The 17,197-nt window shown below is 60.7% G+C and carries 16 protein-coding genes; 13 read left to right on the forward strand and 3 right to left on the reverse strand.

Annotated features, from left to right (window positions below; all coding sequences use genetic code 11):
- Window positions 1-6: 6 nt before the first annotated feature.
- Both tssK and ACIPLA_RS05555 read right to left on the reverse strand, forming a co-directional pair.
- Complete coding sequence (gene tssK / locus ACIPLA_RS05550; protein WP_401172149.1) at window positions 7-1,338, reverse strand: type VI secretion system baseplate subunit TssK; 1,332 nt, start codon at window positions 1,336-1,338, stop codon at window positions 7-9.
- 242 nt (window positions 1,339-1,580) lie between these two features.
- Window positions 1,581-2,030 carry a type VI secretion protein gene (locus ACIPLA_RS05555; RefSeq protein ID WP_218396311.1) on the reverse strand — a complete coding sequence of 150 codons (450 nt, stop codon included), beginning with the start codon at window positions 2,028-2,030 and terminating at the stop codon, window positions 1,581-1,583.
- A 228-nt stretch (window positions 2,031-2,258) separates the two neighbouring features.
- Between ACIPLA_RS05555 and tssB the strand changes: the two genes are divergently transcribed.
- The 11 genes from tssB (at window position 2,259) to ACIPLA_RS05610 (ending at window position 14,499) form a co-directional block, all read left to right on the forward strand.
- The gene (gene tssB, locus ACIPLA_RS05560) at window positions 2,259-2,801 is read left to right on the forward strand and encodes a type VI secretion system contractile sheath small subunit (protein ID WP_401172153.1); all 543 of its coding nucleotides are present in this window, start codon (window positions 2,259-2,261) and stop codon (window positions 2,799-2,801) included.
- Between the two features lie 28 nt (window positions 2,802-2,829).
- Complete coding sequence (tssC, locus tag ACIPLA_RS05565) at window positions 2,830-4,317, forward strand: type VI secretion system contractile sheath large subunit (protein WP_008067879.1); 1,488 nt, start codon at window positions 2,830-2,832, stop codon at window positions 4,315-4,317.
- Between the two features lie 74 nt (window positions 4,318-4,391).
- A complete protein-coding gene (locus ACIPLA_RS05570; RefSeq protein ID WP_038984147.1) occupies window positions 4,392-4,895 on the forward strand; it encodes an Hcp family type VI secretion system effector in 504 nt (167 codons plus the stop codon).
- Between the two features lie 15 nt (window positions 4,896-4,910).
- Window positions 4,911-5,354 carry a type VI secretion system baseplate subunit TssE gene (gene tssE, locus ACIPLA_RS05575; protein ID WP_401172158.1) on the forward strand — a complete coding sequence of 148 codons (444 nt, stop codon included), beginning with the start codon at window positions 4,911-4,913 and terminating at the stop codon, window positions 5,352-5,354.
- Window positions 5,338-7,131: a type VI secretion system baseplate subunit TssF gene (tssF, locus tag ACIPLA_RS05580; RefSeq protein WP_218396313.1), complete on the forward strand. Its 1,794-nt coding sequence runs from the start codon at window positions 5,338-5,340 to the stop codon at window positions 7,129-7,131. Before tssE ends, tssF begins: the two co-directional genes overlap by 17 nt.
- Complete coding sequence (gene tssG, locus ACIPLA_RS05585; RefSeq protein ID WP_401172162.1) at window positions 7,095-8,120, forward strand: type VI secretion system baseplate subunit TssG; 1,026 nt, start codon at window positions 7,095-7,097, stop codon at window positions 8,118-8,120. Before tssF ends, tssG begins: the two co-directional genes overlap by 37 nt.
- A gap of 2 nt (window positions 8,121-8,122) precedes the next feature.
- A complete protein-coding gene (tssH, locus tag ACIPLA_RS05590) occupies window positions 8,123-10,666 on the forward strand; it encodes a type VI secretion system ATPase TssH (RefSeq protein ID WP_401172165.1) in 2,544 nt (847 codons plus the stop codon).
- A gap of 78 nt (window positions 10,667-10,744) precedes the next feature.
- Window positions 10,745-11,239, forward strand: a complete 495-nt coding sequence (locus tag ACIPLA_RS05595) for a hypothetical protein (RefSeq protein ID WP_218396319.1) — start codon at window positions 10,745-10,747, stop codon at window positions 11,237-11,239.
- 34 nt (window positions 11,240-11,273) lie between these two features.
- Window positions 11,274-11,924, forward strand: a complete 651-nt coding sequence (locus tag ACIPLA_RS05600) for an endonuclease/exonuclease/phosphatase family protein (protein WP_218396322.1) — start codon at window positions 11,274-11,276, stop codon at window positions 11,922-11,924.
- Between the two features lie 10 nt (window positions 11,925-11,934).
- Window positions 11,935-13,944: a type VI secretion system tip protein TssI/VgrG gene (gene tssI, locus ACIPLA_RS05605; protein ID WP_401172170.1), complete on the forward strand. Its 2,010-nt coding sequence runs from the start codon at window positions 11,935-11,937 to the stop codon at window positions 13,942-13,944.
- Window positions 13,945-13,956: 12 nt separating this feature from the next.
- Window positions 13,957-14,499: a toxin-antitoxin system YwqK family antitoxin gene (locus tag ACIPLA_RS05610; RefSeq protein ID WP_218396328.1), complete on the forward strand. Its 543-nt coding sequence runs from the start codon at window positions 13,957-13,959 to the stop codon at window positions 14,497-14,499.
- 202 nt (window positions 14,500-14,701) lie between these two features.
- On the opposite strand, the gene ACIPLA_RS05615 is transcribed toward ACIPLA_RS05610, so the two are convergent.
- Window positions 14,702-15,097 (reverse strand): DUF4280 domain-containing protein, encoded by a 396-nt coding sequence (locus ACIPLA_RS05615; protein ID WP_218396331.1) that lies wholly within the window; start codon window positions 15,095-15,097, stop codon window positions 14,702-14,704.
- A gap of 190 nt (window positions 15,098-15,287) precedes the next feature.
- Here ACIPLA_RS05615 and ACIPLA_RS05620 point away from each other — a divergent pair, with 190 nt between their 5' ends.
- Window positions 15,288-16,355, forward strand: a complete 1,068-nt coding sequence (locus ACIPLA_RS05620; protein WP_218396334.1) for a phosphotransferase family protein — start codon at window positions 15,288-15,290, stop codon at window positions 16,353-16,355.
- Between the two features lie 24 nt (window positions 16,356-16,379).
- On the forward strand, window positions 16,380-17,147 hold the full coding sequence (locus tag ACIPLA_RS05625) for an SDR family oxidoreductase (RefSeq protein ID WP_008009686.1): 768 nt from the start codon (window positions 16,380-16,382) through the stop codon (window positions 17,145-17,147).
- The last annotated feature ends 50 nt before the right edge of the window (window positions 17,148-17,197 follow it).

The following is a 17,197-nucleotide window of genomic DNA, read 5'->3' on the forward strand; positions in this document are numbered from 1 at the left end:
CCTTGATCAAGCACTTTCACTCGCCTGGGCGACAAACAACACCACTTGCCATGGACTGCTGGCCAGCCTGGAAGCCGGTGCGGCAATCAGCAACGGCAACTGCCCGTCGAACCATTGGCCTTCGGCCGTCACCACAAACAACCGCGTATCGTCGCCGACGCTGTAGGCCACTTGTTCATTGCGACTCATGGCCTGATGGGACAAACCGCTCATGCGCTGACGGCTGAGCAATGCGATGTGCGGCTGCGACGCAATGATCGCCCCGCGCAGCCATTCGCTCGCGGCCTGCTCGCTGGCACCGTTGGGCATGCGCAAACCGATGACCAGCCGTTGGCTCGGCTGATCGTCGGGCAATTGAATCGAGAAGGTCTGTTCACTGCGTTCGAACGCCAGGCTGCGATAACCGGCGCGGATCAGTTCGAGGGTCTTTTCAAGCCAGTCGAGCACCGCTTCATAGCCGCGCTGCAACTCAAGAAAGTCCAGCGGTGCGAACGCCGGAACACCGGCCAATGGATCGAGCGACGACCAGGCGCCGGCCAGCCCGAGCAGCAAGCCATACAGCGCTTGAGGCGTCGCCACTCGACTGTTCAGCAGGCCTTCGACCTCCGGCAGCCGCGCCCAGAGCGCCGTCAACTGGCGGCGAATTTCCAGCGCGTCGTCCTGATTGCCAGCCTGCTGCGCCTGGCGCAAACGACCGGCGAGGAACATGCATTTCTCCCGCGCCCGGGCACACAGCGCCGCCACGCGCCGACCCACTACCGACTCGGGCAACAGGCATGGCGTTGGCGGGGTGTACGGCAATTGAAGAAAGCCGCCGCCCTCCTTGCGAATCCTCAGCAGTGGCAGGCAGACAGAATCCGCCTTGTTCAGTTGCGTGCACAAGCGCGGGTTCGGACGCCAGACCGTGATCGACTCGGGGTACTCGCCGCTCGTGAGATCCGGCAACGCATCGCCGACCACCGATTGCAGCCGCCCCTTGAGCGGCAGCAACTGCCCGGCGCGCCACAGTGGACTGATCGCCAGGTACACGGTGACGGTGGCGTTGTCCGTGGCATCGATCGCTTCACTGACGTCAAGCTCCAGCATCGGCCCGACACCGGCCTGCAGATTGACCGGCAAACCGTCCGGCAAGGTCGCTTGTAAACTGATCAGTCGTACCAGCCCGGCGCTCAATGCAGAGGGATCGAATTCGACGCGGGTCACGCCCCAGAACCACGGATTACAGGCCTGGGCGAAATGCGCCACCAGCGCCTCGGCCCGCAACCCTTGCAACTGAAAATGCTGGGGCAATAACTGCATGCCCTCATGCCAGCAAACCGCGTCAGGTAGCAGACTCATACGACTCCTTTCGACATCTCTTATTGCCGCACAAAAAATGGGCGGCCTGGCCCAATGTCTGTCAGTTAAGACGCGGAACCTGTGGGAGCGGGCTTGCTCGCGAAAGCGGTGTGTCAGGCGACTTCAATGTTGACTGTGCCGCCGTCTTCGCGAGCAAGCCCGCTCCCACATGGATCGCGTTTAACTGACCGGTATTACGGCCGGGCTCCTACATGTCTGTTCGCGCATCCTAATCCCTGTGTTCAGTTCGGGTGATCGCTGACCAGCGTCATCTCGCGACTGTCGAACTTGAGCCAGGCGTTGCTCTGATCGTCCAGCCGTAACCGGTGTGCTCCGGGAGTGTTATAGCTGGCGAAGACTAAAAGTCCAGCCGCCCGCTTGCCCCCCAGCGGGAAGGGTTGTTTGTCGATGAATTGACCGGGCACCAGCTCCAGTCCCCAGACCGTCATCAGCTGTCGGTAGTCACGCTGGAACTGCTCGCGTTCGGCGAACCACTGCCGGGCGGTGATGCCCGACAACTGCTTGAGCAGATCCGCGTCGTTCACCGCAATGAAGTCCACCGCGATCGGCGTGTCATCGTTGGCGCGGGGCGCGACGTCCAGCGTCAGGTTATCGAGGTCGACACGAGGTCCGAACAACGAACACCCGGGGAGTGACAGGAGCAGAACCAAAGAAAAAAAACGTGCGTACAAAATGAATTTTCCTTTTCTCGATACAGTCCAAAAATGCTTTTTGTTTGCTTTTTTATAGACCTGTTCTAGCGTCTTGGGTAGTTCGGTCAGCACGACGAATGTGGAAGGTTCGTCAAAGGAATGACAGGTCCTCTGCCCTCCCTTTCTAACCTACGGTCCAGTAAGGGAATGCGATGAAACGGGCCTCCCGATGCATTGCGCCCGCCTCATGCATCGGAGTCAGCCACCATGGCAGAAAGTACTCAGCACAAGCTCGACAGGGTTCGCCCGCCCCGGGTGCAAATCACCTACGACGTCGAAATCGGCAACGCCATCGAGAAGAAAGAATTGCCGTTGGTTGTTGGCATTCTTGCCGACCTCTCCGGCAAACCTCTCGAGCCACTCCCGAAACTGAATGAACGGCGCTTCACCGAAATCGACCGCGATAACTTCAACGAAGTGCTCGCCTCGATCGGCCCGCGCGCCACCTTGCAGGTCACCAACACCCTCAGCGGCGACGACAGCAAACTCAACATCGAGCTCAACTTCAAACACATCGACGACTTCGACCCGGTCAAGGTGGTTGAGCAAGTGACCCCGCTGCGGCGTCTGTTCGAAGCCCGTCAGCGTCTGCGCGACCTGCTGACCAAGCTCGATGGCAACGATGATCTGGACAAGCTGTTGCGTGACGTCATCGCCAACACCGAGGGCCTGCAAGAGATCAAGTCTGCCCGCCCGGAAACCGCCGCCCCCGCAGGTGATGCAGAAGTACCGGCCGAACCGCAAGCCTGATCGTTCATCCACTTAGGGAGAATTTGCCATGCCCGCCTCATCCGCCGCCCAGAGCCAAGCCAGCGACAGTACCGCCCAGACCTTGTCTCTGCTCGATGAAATCATCGCCAAAGGCCGCATGGCCCATGACGACAGCCAGCAGGATTACGCCCGCGACATGCTCGCGGAATTCGCCACCCAGGTACTCGACGAAGGCATGGCCATCGACAAGGACACCGTGGCGATGATCAACGACCGCATCAGCCAGATCGACGAGCTGATCAGCGCTCAACTCAACGAAGTGTTGCACCACCCGGACCTGCAAAAACTCGAAGCCTCCTGGCGCGGCCTGCACCTGCTGGTGAAAAACACCGAGACCAGTTCCCGACTGAAACTGCGTCTGCTCAACGTGACCCAGAAAGAACTGCAGAACGATCTGGAAAAAGCCGTCGAGTTCGACCAGAGCGCGCTGTTCAAGAAGATCTACGAAGAAGAATACGGCACCTTCGGCGGCCACCCGTTCAGCCTGCTGGTGGGTGACTACACCTTCGGCCGGCACCCGCAAGACATCGGCCTGCTGGAGAAACTCTCGAACGTCGCCGCGGCCGCTCACGCGCCGTTCATTGCTGCCGCCAGCCCCCGGCTGTTCGACATGAACAGCTTCACCGAACTGGCCGTGCCCCGTGACCTGTCGAAAGTCTTCGAGAGCCAGGAGCTGATCAAGTGGCGCTCGTTCCGCGAAAGCGAAGACTCGCGCTACGTGTCGCTGGTGCTGCCGCACTTCCTGCTGCGTCTGCCTTATGGCCCTGACACGTCGCCGGTGGAAGGCATCAACTACGTCGAAGACGTCAATGGCAGCGACCACGGCAAATACCTGTGGGGCAATGCTGCGTGGGCCTTGTCGCAACGAATCACCGAAGCCTTCGCCAAGTACGGCTGGTGCGCGGCGATTCGCGGCGCCGAAGGTGGTGGTGCGGTGGAAGGCCTGCCGGCCCATACCTTCCGCACCACCTCTGGTGATCTGTCGCTCAAATGCCCGACCGAAGTGGCGATCACCGACCGTCGCGAGAAAGAGCTCAATGACCTCGGTTTCATCGCCCTGTGTCACAAAAAAAATAGCGATGTGGCGGTGTTCTTCGGCGGCCAGACCACCAACAAGTCCAAGCTCTACAACACCAATGAGGCGAACGCCAACGCGCGGATCTCGGCGATGTTGCCGTACGTGCTCGCGGCCTCGCGCTTCGCCCACTACCTGAAGGTGATCATGCGCGACAAGGTCGGCAGCTTCATGACCCGCGACAACGTGCAGACCTACCTCAACAACTGGATCGCCGACTACGTGCTGATCAACGACAACGCGCCGCAAGAGATCAAGGCGCAGTACCCGTTGCGTGAAGCCCGGGTGGATGTGACCGAGGTCGCCGGCAAACCGGGTGCCTACAAGGCCACGGTATTCCTGCGGCCGCACTTCCAGCTCGAAGAGCTGACCGCATCGATCCGCCTGGTCGCGACCCTGCCGCCACCGGTAGCCGCCTGACCTGCCTCCCGCCGGCCAACCCGGCGGGATTCCCCCTGCTTATCTAGCACGATTACTTTCAGGAGTTTCATGCGATGGATGCAATCATTCTCGACCTCGGCGGCGACATCAAAGGCGATAGCCTGCTCGAGGGTTACAAGGACAAAATCGAAGTCATGTCCTACAGCCACAACGTGGCGATGCAGGTGACCAACGACGTCAGCAACTCGGAGCGGACCTCCGGCAAGCCGCACATCGGCGAGTTCACCCTGACCAAATTCGTCGACAGCTCGACACCCTCTCTCAACGAGTATTGCTGCGCCGGCAAACCGATCCCGGAAGCCAAAATCACCATCGGCCGCAACGCCGCCGAAGGCAGCGGTCAGCTGATGCCGTTCATCATCTACACCCTGACCAACGTCGTGCTGTCCAACGTCAGCGTCAGTGGCGGTACCGGTGGCAAACCGGTGGAAACCCTGTCACTGAACTTCACCAAGATCAAGTGGGAGCTCACCGCCCAGAAAGACGACGGCACCAAGGAGGGCACGGCCGCCTCGACCTGGGACATGGCCGCCAACAAGCTCATCAAAGCCAAGTAAGCGGACGCGTCGGCCATGGCAGGCACCGGTATTCTCCCACCGTTGTTCGAGCGCCTCGCCGCAAGCGAGGTCGACACCGTGCAGGTGTTCGATCGCCAGGGGCTGCTCGACTCGGTGCACACGGAGTTGCTGCGCCTGTTCAATACCCGACGCGCCCAACGTCCACTGACCTCCCCGCCGAGCATTCTCGACTACGGCATCGCTGACTGGACCGCCTTGCAACAGCAGCGCAGCGATGACCGTCGTCAGTTGGCACGGGAAGTCCGCGTGGCCATCACCCACTTCGAACCGCGCCTGCAACTGGGCGAGGTTCAGGTCAATCCGGTCCCCGGCCATCCGCAGCAACTGAGCATTCGGCTGCTGGGCGAGTTGCGCAGCGGCCAGCAGCACTGGCCCGTGGCATTTGTCATCGAGAAGGCCGGCGATGGCCTTGAGGTGCGTCATGAGCGACTCGATTGACCCGCAACTGCTCGATTACTACCAGCGCGAACTGACCTGGCTGCGGCACGCCGGGAGCCTTTTTGCCGAGCGTTATCCCAAGGTCGCCAGACGCCTGGAATTGTCCCCCGGTGAATGCCCCGACCCGCATGTCGAACGCCTGCTCGAAGGTTTCGCCTTGCTCGCGGCGCGCTTGCAACGGCGGCTCGATGACGACTACGCCGAATTCAGCGACGCCTTGCTCGAACAGCTTTACCCGCTGGCGATGCGGCCATTACCGTCCTGCGCGATCGTGCAGTTCGAGCCGGACCCGAGCAAGGGCAACCTCGCCGGCGGTTACCCGCTGCCACGAGACACGCCGCTGTTCGTCACCACCAGCAAAGGCGAAAGCATCCATTTTCGCACCAGCGCCGCGGTTCGCTTGTGGCCGCTGGAAATCAATGAAGCGCTGTTGCTGGGCAGCGACGAAGCGCAGGCCCTGACCGGTGTGGCGCAAGCGCGCTCGGCCCTGCGCCTGAGCCTGCGTTGCCTCGGCGAAAGCCAGTGGTCGGAGTTGGCGATCAAACAGTTGCGCGTGCACCTGGCCGCCTCCCCGGTGATCAATGCCTGCCTGTATGACCTGCTCGGCGCCCACGCCGTGAAGGTGCTGGCCGGCCCCATCGGCAGCGTGCCGAAAGTGCTGGCCGGGCTGCCAGACATTGTCGGTTTTGCCAGCGACGAGGTGCTGTTGCCGGACGAGGACGGCGTGCATCCGGGCATGCGCCTGCTCGCCGAGTACTTTGCCTTCCCGGACAAATTCAATTTCTTCGATATCCCGTTGGCCGGTGCCACCAGCGACAGCCAGACGCTGTACCTGTACATCGTCTTTGACCGCGCCCCGGCCAGCCGTCTGCACCTTCAAGCCAGCGACTTCGCCTTGGGCTGTGCGCCGGTGATCAACCTGTTTCCGCGAACCTCGGAGCCCCTGCGCCCGGACGGCACCCGCAGCGAGTACCGCCTGGTGGCCGACAGTCATCGGGAAAACAGCGTCGAGATCCACAGCATCCGGGCGATGCGCGCCAGTTCCAGTCAGGGTGTGCTGCGCGTTCCCGCCTATTACGGCAGCCAGCATATCGGCGGTGAAAAGCAATGCTACTGGCACGCGCGACGGGTCAGCGGCATGACCCCGAATCGTCTGGGCACCGACCTGATGGTGAGCCTGGTGGACACCCGGCTCGACCCATTGTCCGAGACCACCGAATACAGCCTCACCGCCGAACTGCTGTGCACCAACCGACACCTGGCCCAGAGCCTTCCGGCCGGGACACCACTGGGTTTCGAACGACCGGGGCCAGTGGCCTGGGCACGCCTGCGCAATCCACCCAGCCCGCAGAGTTTGCCGCGCCTGGACGGTGAGTCCCGTTGGCGGCTGGTGTCGCAATTGACCCTCAATCATTTGTCACTGGTCGAGGGGCCGCAGGCGCTGGATGCCCTCAAGGAAATCCTTCAGTTGCACAACCTGCGTGACGAGGCCAGCGCCCTGCGGCAGATCGAAGGTTTGATAAGTCTTGGCTGCGAACGAGTGATCGCCCATGTCGGCGAAGATGCGTGGCGCGGCTGGCGCAATGGGCTGGAGGTTCAGCTGCAACTCGATCCGCAGCATTTCGTCGGCAGCAGCGCCGTGTTGTTTTCAGCGGTGCTGGCGCAGTTCTTTTCACTCTATGCCACGGCCAATCGCTTTGTGCGCACGGTCCTGGTCCAGTCAGACAAGGAGGTCAAGACATGGCAACCCCAAGCCGGCATGCCGCTTTCCCTCTGAGCCTGAGCCAGAAGCTGCGGCGCGACCCGCAGGCGTTCGAGTTATTGCAGGCGTTGCTGCTGCTGGAGCGTGAACACCCGCAAGCCGAATCCCTGGGCAGCGGCACCGCGCCTCAAGCGGAAGCCCTGCGCCTGCGCGGGCCGTTGACGGCGCTTTTTTCCGCCAGCGAAATCGAAAGCCTGACCCAGGAACCCGGTCAGCAACCGACGCTCAGTACCCCGGTGTTTGGCCTCGGCGGGCCCGACGGCCCCCTGCCCTACGCCTATCAGGAATGGCTGCAACAGAGGGCTCGCGTCAAGGATCATGCGCCGGCCGAATTCCTCGACCTGTTCCAGCATCGCTTGCTCAGCTTGCTGTACAAGGTGATGCGCAAACACCGGATTGCCGTCGGTTTTACGGCCCCCGGCGCGTCCCCGGTGCAGGCGCAACTGCGGGCGCTGACCGGGTTGTTGCCCAAAGCCTTGCAGGAACGTCAGGCCGTTCCCGATTCCGCCGTACTGGCATGCAGCGCGCTGTTTGCCGACGGTCGTCGCTCCCTCGCCGGCTTCGCCGCGATCGTGCGCGAGCACTTCGAACTGCCGGTCGCACTCAGTGCCTATGAAGGTGCCTGGCGGGAAATCCCACCCGCCAGTCGCAGTCGCCTGCAACCGGGCGGCCGCAACCTGCAACTGGGCCGTAGCGCCGTGGCCGGCACCCGGGTCTGGGATGAACATGCCGGCATCCGCCTGACCCTCGGCCCGCTGACCTCGGCGCAGGCGGCGCGGTTTCTTCCGGACGGCGAATCCCATCCGGCACTGGCCAGCCTCAGCGCGTTGTATTTCGGCCCCGATCTGGATTGCACGCTGGTGTTGTTGGTGCGCGGTGCCAACCCGATAAAACTCGGTCGCCAGGCCCCGCCCTTGCTCAGTTGGAACGGTGGCCTGCAACGCCAGACCAGCCTTGCCGTGCAGCAGATCGAAACCCGCCTTCGTCAGCTGGAGATCACCTGAACATGGAACTGGCCAGCCTGATCGGACGCCTCAACCCGGACAACCGCCGCGCCCTCGAACGGGCCGCGCAACGCTGCCTGCAACGGGGTCATCATTACGTCGAAATCGAGCACCTGCTGCTTGAGTTGCTGGACATCGAGGGCGGTGACTTCGCCTGGCTGCTGCCGCGCTTCGGCCTGGAGCGCGATGCCCTGACGGCGGAAATCAACAAGGCCCTGGAACTGTTCAAATCCGGCAGCACCCGCACCCCGGCGCTCTCGGCGCAAACCATCGGGCTGCTCGAAGACGCGGTGGTTCAGGCCAGTGTGCTCGGTCTCGACAGCATCCGTTCCGGCTTGCTGCTGCTGGCCTTGCTCGACCGCGATGAACGCCGCAGCCTGCTGCTCAATAGCGCCTCGTCGCTGTTGAAAATTCCGCGGGAAGCCTTGCACAGCAACCTGCTGGAGTGGACCGAAAACTCTCGCGAACACGTCGGCGGCACGCGGCCTGTCAATGCCGGCAAGCCGCAGCCGAAACAGGATTCGGTGCTCGATCAGTTCACCCAGGACCTGACCGCCGACGCCCACGCCGGGCGCATCGACCCCATCGTCGGGCGCGACGGCGAGATTCGCCAGTGCATCGACATCCTGCTCAGGCGTCGGCAGAACAATCCGATCCTGGTCGGCGCACCGGGCGTGGGCAAGACGGCAGTGGTCGAAGGCCTGGCCCTGCGCATTGCTGCTGGCGATGTACCGCCGTCGTTGCAGGAAGTCAGTCTGCGGGTGCTCGACCTCGGTTTGTTGCAGGCCGGCGCCGGGGTCAAAGGCGAGTTCGAACAGCGGCTCAAAGGTGTAATTGACGCGGTGCGCAACGCCGACAAACCGATCATTCTATTCATCGACGAAGCCCACACCCTGATTGGCGCTGGCGGCGCGGAAGGCGGCAGCGACGCGGCCAACCTGCTCAAACCCGCGCTGGCCCGTGGCGAGTTGCGCACCCTGGCCGCCACGACCTGGCTTGAGTACAAAAAATACTTCGAGAAAGACCCGGCCCTCGCCCGCCGTTTTCAGTTGGTGCAAGTCGAGGAACCGGACGAAACCACCGCCGTGGAAATGCTCCGTGGGGTGGCCGCGAAACTGGAACAGCACCACGGCGTGCAGGTGCTGGACGCGGCGATTCACGAAGCGGTGAAACTGTCCCACCGCTACATCTCCGGACGTCAGTTGCCGGACAAAGCCATCAGCGTGCTCGACACCGCCTGCGCCCGGGTCGCCCTCGGCCAGCACGACGTGCCGCCACCGCTGGAAAGCCTGCGCCATCGCCAGAACAGCCTCAAGGATGAAGTCGAACGCCTGCGTCGCGAACAAGCCACCGGGCTCGATCATCGTGAACGCATCACCCTGCTGGAAACCGAATCCGTCAGTAATGTGCAGTCCATTCGCGACCTGGAAATCCGCTGGAACGAAGAACGGATCGCCGTGCGCGAACTGCTGGAAACCCGCCGCGAGTTACTCGCCTTGAGCGAGCGCGCCGACAACGACAAACCGGACGAAGCCACCGACAGCCGTATCGATCATCTGGCTGCTGAACTGGTACGACTCGAGGCCGGTCTGGACGCCATTCGCCAGGACGATCCGCTGGTGCCGGAACAGGTCGACGCAAAAACCGTGGCCGCCGTCATCGCCGGCTGGACCGGAATTCCGGTGGGCAAAATGCTCGCCGACGAAGCCCACGCCGTACGCACCCTCGGCCAGCGCATGGGCCAACGGGTCATGGGCCAAAGCCCCGCGCTGAACACCATCGCCCAACGCCTGCAAGCCTACCGCGCCGGCCTCACCGACCCGCAAAAACCAGTCGGCGTATTCCTGCTGGTCGGCCCCACGGGCGTGGGCAAAACCGAAACCGCTTATGCGTTGGCCGACGCGCTCTACGGCGGCGAACGCAACCTCATCAGTATCAACCTCTCGGAATACCAGGAAGCCCACACCGTCAGCCAACTCAAAGGCGCCCCGCCCGGCTACGTCGGTTACGGCAGCGGTGGCGTACTCACCGAAGCGGTGCGGCGAAAACCTTATTCGGTGGTGCTGCTCGACGAAATCGAAAAGGCCCACCCGGATGTGCTTGAAGCCTTTTACAACGTCTTCGACAAAGGCGTGATGGAAGACGGCACTGGCCTGGTGGTGGACTTCAAAAACACCGTGATGCTCGCCACCAGCAACTTTGGCGCTGAATTGCTGCTCGATACACCGGTCGCGCAACTGGGCACCGATGCCTTCAACGAAGCGCTGCACAAGGTGCTGCTGAAAACGTTTCGGCCAGCGTTTCTGGCGCGTATGACGGTGGTGGCGTATCGGCCGCTGGATGAGGCGACGCTGGAAGGGATTGTGTTGGCGAAACTGGAGAAATTGCGTGGACGGTATAAGGCCGCGACCGGGAAACAGTTTGAGTTTGATGCCGGGATAGTGCAGGCGGTGTTGGCCAAGTGCAGTGCTGCCGGGGCACGGGATGTCGAGAATGTGTTGATGACACAGGTGACGGGGAAGTTGGCGGAGTGGGTGTTGGAGTAAATGTCCTCATCCGGTTGTCCGGTGATCATGAAAGCGGGGCATTTGAATACTTTTTCTTTTACAGGAGTGACGAAAATCATGACTTATGCGCAATCCACACTCACGGCGGCAAGTATTTCCACACAAGATCCCTGGACGCCCATGGTGAACTCGATCATCAACACCGGAAAAATCTACGGCGAGGACGTGGAGGTAATTGGCGCAGTTGGCGGTACAGGGCTGGTGACTAGTACCCGCTCCGGGATGCTAGTGCTTGACGGTCTCAAGATCGGTCAGAACAGGGCTCATATATCCATTGTCCCCAATGACTCAGGGATGTGGACTTATTTCCATATCACGTTGGTAGGAGGAAAAAACAATGGCTCGATCTATTACCAGCTTGAAGTTGACGAAGACGAAGAGCTTGATGTTAAAACATCGTCAAAAAGCCTGATGAAAGAAGAAGGCAAGAAAGCAAAAATATCCGCAGCCACCCATACAATCACCTCCCAACCAGAGAACTTGCTGAGCGAGATAAAGATATTGATGCAAAAATTGATCAAGACAAATTTTTCAGTAGGTGAAGCGACCTAATTAAGCCATTCAGATGGGCGAAAGGAGTTATTACATGCTTACTTGTGTGACATGGAATACGCAAGGTAGTAATGCTGTTGAAGTGCATGTAGAAAAACTGCTCACCGACGGCGCCGACGTTATTTTTTTACAAGAGTCGGCCGAGTCGGGGGACGTTCAAGGATATACCTACGACTTTCAGGGACGCACAGGAACTTCCAGCAGGCCCGGGATTTTGTATGGCGGTACACGATCGCGCTGGCATGGCGGCTACCAGGGCGCTACCAGCGTACTTACTCGCCAGGGATTGGGTGCAACGGCATCGAATATCATCGTTCACCCGGACGGAGTGAGTCGAGGAGTCCTGTATACAACCATTGCCCGTGGGGGAGCGACGCTTTATTTATGTACCATTCATGCATGGTCGCCGACAGGAAATGACTGGGACCTGATAGCAGGAAATCTTATGGGTCGAATTATCGCGCTGGTAGGTGCCAATCCCGTCATTGTGGGAGGAGACTTCAATCAAGCTGCGGGAAGATCTGCTATTGGGGCATGGGCCATACCGGGTAGTTCGCACTTCGGCGGGGGCGCTCTGGATGGATTCTGGCTATATAACTTTGCCGCAGGAGCCGTTAACTCTTGCGGATTATATAGCTCAAGTAAAGGCGACCATTATCCCGCCTGGGCTCAAATAAACATATGAACAGATTCTAATGCCCCGTTCCATCGATACAACTACCAGCCTTTCCCTGACCGCCTCATCGTTAGCGGCACTTTATCCTGAGTCCGTTTCCGGCGAGGAAACCCTCAACGGCCTCGGCAGGCAGACCTTGAATGGCCTCAATGACGGCACCTCATTAACCCTGACCACCGCCATCGCCACCCACCTCACCACCACCCTGCACAACGACGCCCTGACCCGCCCGATGGATGCATTGGTCGCCGAAATCCGCCAACTCCCGGCCGACGCCACCGCCGAGCGCTATCAGCTTGTACTACGGCCATGGCTCTGGTGGCTGACCCTGGCCAGCAACAACCGCGTGTTCCAGAACCTCAGCACCTCTGACATCGTCACCACGATTTTCAAGGCTCATGGTTTTACCGATTTCCTGCTGAAGCTCAGCGGCAGCTATACCCCGCGCGAATACTGCGTGCAGTACGGCGAAACCGATTTCGCCTTCGTTTCACGGTTGCTGGAAGAGGAAGGGATTTTCTGGTTTTTCACCCACGAGGACGGCAAACACACGCTGGTACTGGGTGACAGCAATGATGCGTTTGTGCCAATCCCCAATGGACCCAAGGTGAACTATCTCGGCCAGCAGTTGGGCGAGCGCGAACTGCACGGCATTCGCTCCGGCCAGGTCTGCGTACAGGCGGTGGCAGGGGTGTATCAGGCGACGGATTACGAGTTCACCACCCCGACCACCTCGCTCTACAGCCAGGCCGAAGCCGTCGCCGGGCCACGGTCGATGTACGAGCACCCCGGTAGCTACAACGCCAAAGCGCGCGGCGATGCGCTGACCAAGCAGCGTGTCGATGGATTGCGCAGTCAGGAGAAGCGTTTTGTCGGTGAAAGCGACTGCCGCTGGCTGGTGCCGGGGCACTGGTTCACTCTCGCAGGGCACGATGATTCGACGTTGAATATCGATTGGGTGGTGACGGCGGTGACTCACGAAGCCAGCCATGACAGTTATCGTAATCGCTTCGAAGCCATCCCCAAGGCCACGCCTTACCGTCCGACGCGAATCACACCCAAGCCACGCATGCACACGCAAACGGCAATCGTCGTCGGCAAGTCCGGCGAAGAAATCTGGACCGACGAATACGGCCGGATCAAGTTGCAGTTCCCGTGGGATCGCGACGGCAAGAACGACGAAGCCAGTTCCTGCTGGGTGCGGGTGGTGTTGCCCTGGAGCGGCAAAGGTTTTGGCATGCAGTTCGTGCCACGGATCGGCCAGGAAGTGATCGTGACGTTTATCGATGGCGATCCCGATCGACCGCTGGTGACGGGTTGCGTCTACAACGGTGACAACGCCCTGCCTTATGCGCTGCCAGCGAATCAGACCCAGTCCGGGATCAAGACCCAATCGTCCAAGGGCGGTGGCGGTTTCAACGAGCTGCGATTCGAGGACAAGAAGGACGCCGAAGAAGTGTTTCTCCAGGCGCAAAAAGATCTGAAGATCAACGTGCTCAACGACACCACCGCCACCGTCGGTCATGACGAAACCCTGACCGTACAGAACGCCCGTACGCGCACGGTGAAGGAAGGCGACGAGACCGTGACCCTGGAGAAAGGCAAACGCAGCGTGACCATCCAGACGGGCAGTGACACTCTCGATGTGAAGGACAGTCGCACGGTGACCGTGGGCGCGGACCAGACCCACAGCACCGGTGGCAACTACACGCACAAGGTCACCGGCGATTACAGCCTGACGGTGGACGGCAATTTGACCATCAAGGTGACCGGTACCCTGACCCTGCAAAGCGGCGGCAGTTTTGCGATCAAGAGTGGCGCTGATCTGGCAGCCCAGGCCAGCACCTCGATCAGCCAGAAGGCCGGTACGTCCCTGAGCAATCAGGCGGGGACCTCGTTGGAGAACAAGGCCGGCACGACCATGACCAACGATGCCGGGATCAGCCTGACCAACAAAGGCGCCGCTTCGCAGACCGTGGACGGTGGCGGCATGCTGACCATCAAGGGTGGTCTGGTGCAGGTCAACTGACAAGGAGAACCCATGGCCATCACGCCGCTGGACTTGCAGCAGAACGATAAACAGCTCAAAGGTCGCTTGCTCGATGGCCAGCTCGACGGTGCACTGCACATCAAGGATGACGGTCGCGCGCAGGCCGATTTGCAGTACAGCCAGGGCGAGCTACAAGGCACTACCCTGCTTTACCACCCCAATGGCAAGGTCTCGGCGCAGCTGCCGTTTGCTCGTGACAAGCTGCAGGGGGTCGCGAGTTTCTATGCGCCGCAAGGCTGGCTGCAGCGCAAGGCGACTTACCGCCGAGGGCTGCTGCATGGCGAGGCGTTCAATTACTTTCCCGACGGGCAACTGGCGGAGGCGGAGTTCTACCGCGATGGTGTGCGCGAGGGGCGGTATCAGCGCTTTCATCCCAACGGCAAACCCGCCGTCGAGGCTCGATATCTCAATGGTCTGTTACTGGAACCGGAACAGGGTTTTGCCAGCGATGGGCGACCGCTGGATGCCGAGGGCAAGCCGATTTCGAGGGTGCGCTGGTGGTTCAGGCGCTGGAGTGATCCCGCCGAGGCCTGAGCCTGTTGTGGTGACTGTTATGGCCACATCGCGAGCAGGCTCGCTCCCACAGGGGATTTCGGTTGAACACAGTTTTGTGTACGACTGACATCCAAATGTGGGAGCGGGCTTGCTCGCGAAGAGGCCGGCACATTCAACATCGATGTTGCCTGACACGCCGTCTTCGCGAGCAAGCCCGCTCCCACAGTTTGATCGTGTGCGGTCAGGGAATGAGCATCTGCATTTGCCCCGGCATCACGATTTTTATCACCCCTGCCCAATTGCACATCAGCGTGCTGTTGGCATCGATGGCCGGCATGCCGCCCAGCAGCAGGGTCGGCGCGCCGCCGGGGATCCACGGGGTGGCGGTGGCCGGAATGCAGGGCATCGGCGTCAATACGCCAAGCGCTGCGGCAGTGGCGGCCGCGACCATCGGGTTGGCCATGCTCATGCACGTGCCGAACGGCATGATGTTGACCAGCGGAATGTGATCCATGATGTTCGCCGCCGGCATGCCCCCGGTCATTGTGCGGTTCACCGGCAGCACGTTGAGTACCGCTGGCGCTGCGCCAAAACTGCATTGCAGAGTCGCGGTGGCGCAAACTTGCGGACAGCCCATGTCGAATCTCCTTCCTGGAAGCGACGCTCCCCTGAAACCATAGTCCGCCGAGCCCGTTCGCGCACATCAGGAACGCTGATTATCCGGCAACACGCTAACCTATAAGACCGTGCCGCGCTTGTGGCCACCCCGGCGCACCATTAGATTAGCCAATGATGTCTGGCCTCCAAAATAAGCAGAAGGGATAAGCATGGCGCTTACTGACCAGTCCACCCGTATCCGCTCCGGCGAAGAACTCGATGCCAGCCTGATCGATCCATACCTCAAGGCGCACATTCCGGGCCTGAGCGGCTTACCGAAAATCAGCCAGTTTCCGGGCGGTGCGTCGAACCTGACTTACCTGCTGGAATACCCCGAACAGGAATTCGTCCTGCGTCGGCCACCGTTCGGCCACAAGGCCAAGTCCGCCCACGACATGGGCCGCGAATTTCGCATTCTCAATCAGCTGCGGGACGGCTTTCCCTATTGCCCCAAAGCCTATGTGCACTGCACCGACGAGTCAGTAATCGGCGCCGAGTTTTATGTGATGGAACGAGTCAAGGGGATCATCCTGCGCTCCGAACTGCCACCGGAACTAGGCCTTGATTCAGCGAAGACCGAAACCCTGTGCAAGAGCTTCATCGACAAGTTCGTGGAACTGCACCGGGTCGACTACAAGGCCTATGGCCTGGGCGACCTCGGAAAACCCGAAGGCTATGTGGCACGGCAAATCAAAGGCTGGAGCGAGCGCTACGAAAAAGCCCTGACACCGGATGCACCGAAGTGGGAAGCAGTGAAGGCCTGGCTCAATGACAAGATGCCGGCCGATCACCCGACGTCGAGCATCGTCCACAACGATTACCGCTTCGACAACGTGATCCTCGACCCCGAGAATCCGATGCAGATCATCGGCGTGCTGGACTGGGAACTGACCACCCTCGGCGACCCGCTGATGGACCTGGGCAACACCCTCGCCTACTGGATCGAAGCCGACGACCCGGCGCCGGTGCAATTGATGCGGCGTCAGCCGAGCCACGCTCCCGGCATGCTGACCCGCCGTGAATTCGTCGATTACTACGCCGAACGCGCGGGCATCCAGATCGACAATTTCGACTTCTACTACACCTACGGCCTGTTCCGCCTGGCCGGCATCGTGCAGCAGATCTACTACCGCTTCTTCCATGGTCAGACCCAGGACAAACGCTTCGCGCAGTTCATTCACATGAACAAACTGCTGGAGCAGATGAGCCTGCAAGTCATTGATAAATCCAGCCTCTGATCGCGCCCATAACAAGGAAAAATCATGTCCAAGACTCAGTTGTTCGACCTCGACGGCAAGATCGCTTTCGTCTCCGGCGCCAGCCGCGGCATTGGTGAAGCCATCGCCAAACTGCTGGCGCAGCAAGGTGCCCACGTCATCGTTTCGAGCCGCAAACTCGACGGCTGCCAGCACGTCGCCGACGCGATCATCGCCGCTGGCGGCAAGGCCACGGCAGTCGCCTGCCACATCGGTGAGATGGAGCAGATCACCCAAGTCTTCGCCGGCATCCGCGAACAGTTCGGGCGCCTGGACATTCTGGTCAACAACGCGGCGACCAACCCGCAGTTCTGCAACGTACTGGACACCGACCTGAGCGCCTTCCAGAAAACCGTCGACGTGAACATTCGCGGCTACTTCTTCATGTCGGTGGAAGCCGGCAAGCTGATGCGCGAACACGGCGGCGGCAGCATCATCAACGTCGCCTCAATCAATGGTATTTCGCCGGGGATCTTCCAGGGCATCTACTCAGTGACCAAGGCGGCGGTGATCAACATGACCAAAGTCTTCGCCAAGGAATGCGCGCAATTCGGCATCCGTTGCAACGCCCTGCTACCGGGTCTGACCGACACCAAGTTCGCTTCGGCGCTGGTAAAGAACGACGCCATCCTGAAAACCGCGCTGCAGCAGATTCCGCTCAAGCGTGTAGCGGACCCGAGTGAAATGGCCGGTGCGGTGTTGTACCTGGCCAGTGATGCGTCGAGCTACACGACTGGGGTTTCGTTGAATGTGGATGGTGGGTTCCTGTCCTGATTGAGTTCTGCGAGTAAACCGAAGGCAGCCAAATGGCTCAATGTCAGTCA

The sequence above is a fragment of the Pseudomonas sp. NPDC086112 genome (genome assembly GCF_044746425.1).
Taxonomy (GTDB): Bacteria; Pseudomonadota; Gammaproteobacteria; order Pseudomonadales; family Pseudomonadaceae; genus Aquipseudomonas.

Excerpts from the sequence above, each read along its gene's own strand:
- ACIPLA_RS05615 (WP_218396331.1), bottom strand. The coding sequence starts at position 15,097 with ATGGGCTGTCCGCAAGTTTGCGCCACCGCGACTCTGCAATGCAGTTTT.
- tssK (WP_401172149.1), bottom strand. The coding sequence starts at position 1,338 with ATGAGTCTGCTACCTGACGCGGTTTGCTGGCATGAGGGCATGCAGTTA.
- tssI (WP_401172170.1), top strand. The coding sequence starts at position 11,935 with ATGCCCCGTTCCATCGATACAACTACCAGCCTTTCCCTGACCGCCTCA.
- tssB (WP_401172153.1), top strand. The coding sequence starts at position 2,259 with ATGGCAGAAAGTACTCAGCACAAGCTCGACAGGGTTCGCCCGCCCCGG.
- tssF (WP_218396313.1), top strand. The coding sequence starts at position 5,338 with ATGAGCGACTCGATTGACCCGCAACTGCTCGATTACTACCAGCGCGAA.
- tssC (WP_008067879.1), top strand. The coding sequence starts at position 2,830 with ATGCCCGCCTCATCCGCCGCCCAGAGCCAAGCCAGCGACAGTACCGCC.
- ACIPLA_RS05625 (WP_008009686.1), top strand. The coding sequence starts at position 16,380 with ATGTCCAAGACTCAGTTGTTCGACCTCGACGGCAAGATCGCTTTCGTC.
- tssE (WP_401172158.1), top strand. The coding sequence starts at position 4,911 with ATGGCAGGCACCGGTATTCTCCCACCGTTGTTCGAGCGCCTCGCCGCA.
- ACIPLA_RS05595 (WP_218396319.1), top strand. The coding sequence starts at position 10,745 with ATGACTTATGCGCAATCCACACTCACGGCGGCAAGTATTTCCACACAA.
- ACIPLA_RS05620 (WP_218396334.1), top strand. The coding sequence starts at position 15,288 with ATGGCGCTTACTGACCAGTCCACCCGTATCCGCTCCGGCGAAGAACTC.
- tssG (WP_401172162.1), top strand. The coding sequence starts at position 7,095 with ATGGCAACCCCAAGCCGGCATGCCGCTTTCCCTCTGAGCCTGAGCCAG.
- tssH (WP_401172165.1), top strand. The coding sequence starts at position 8,123 with ATGGAACTGGCCAGCCTGATCGGACGCCTCAACCCGGACAACCGCCGC.
- ACIPLA_RS05610 (WP_218396328.1), top strand. The coding sequence starts at position 13,957 with ATGGCCATCACGCCGCTGGACTTGCAGCAGAACGATAAACAGCTCAAA.
- ACIPLA_RS05600 (WP_218396322.1), top strand. The coding sequence starts at position 11,274 with ATGCTTACTTGTGTGACATGGAATACGCAAGGTAGTAATGCTGTTGAA.
- ACIPLA_RS05570 (WP_038984147.1), top strand. The coding sequence starts at position 4,392 with ATGGATGCAATCATTCTCGACCTCGGCGGCGACATCAAAGGCGATAGC.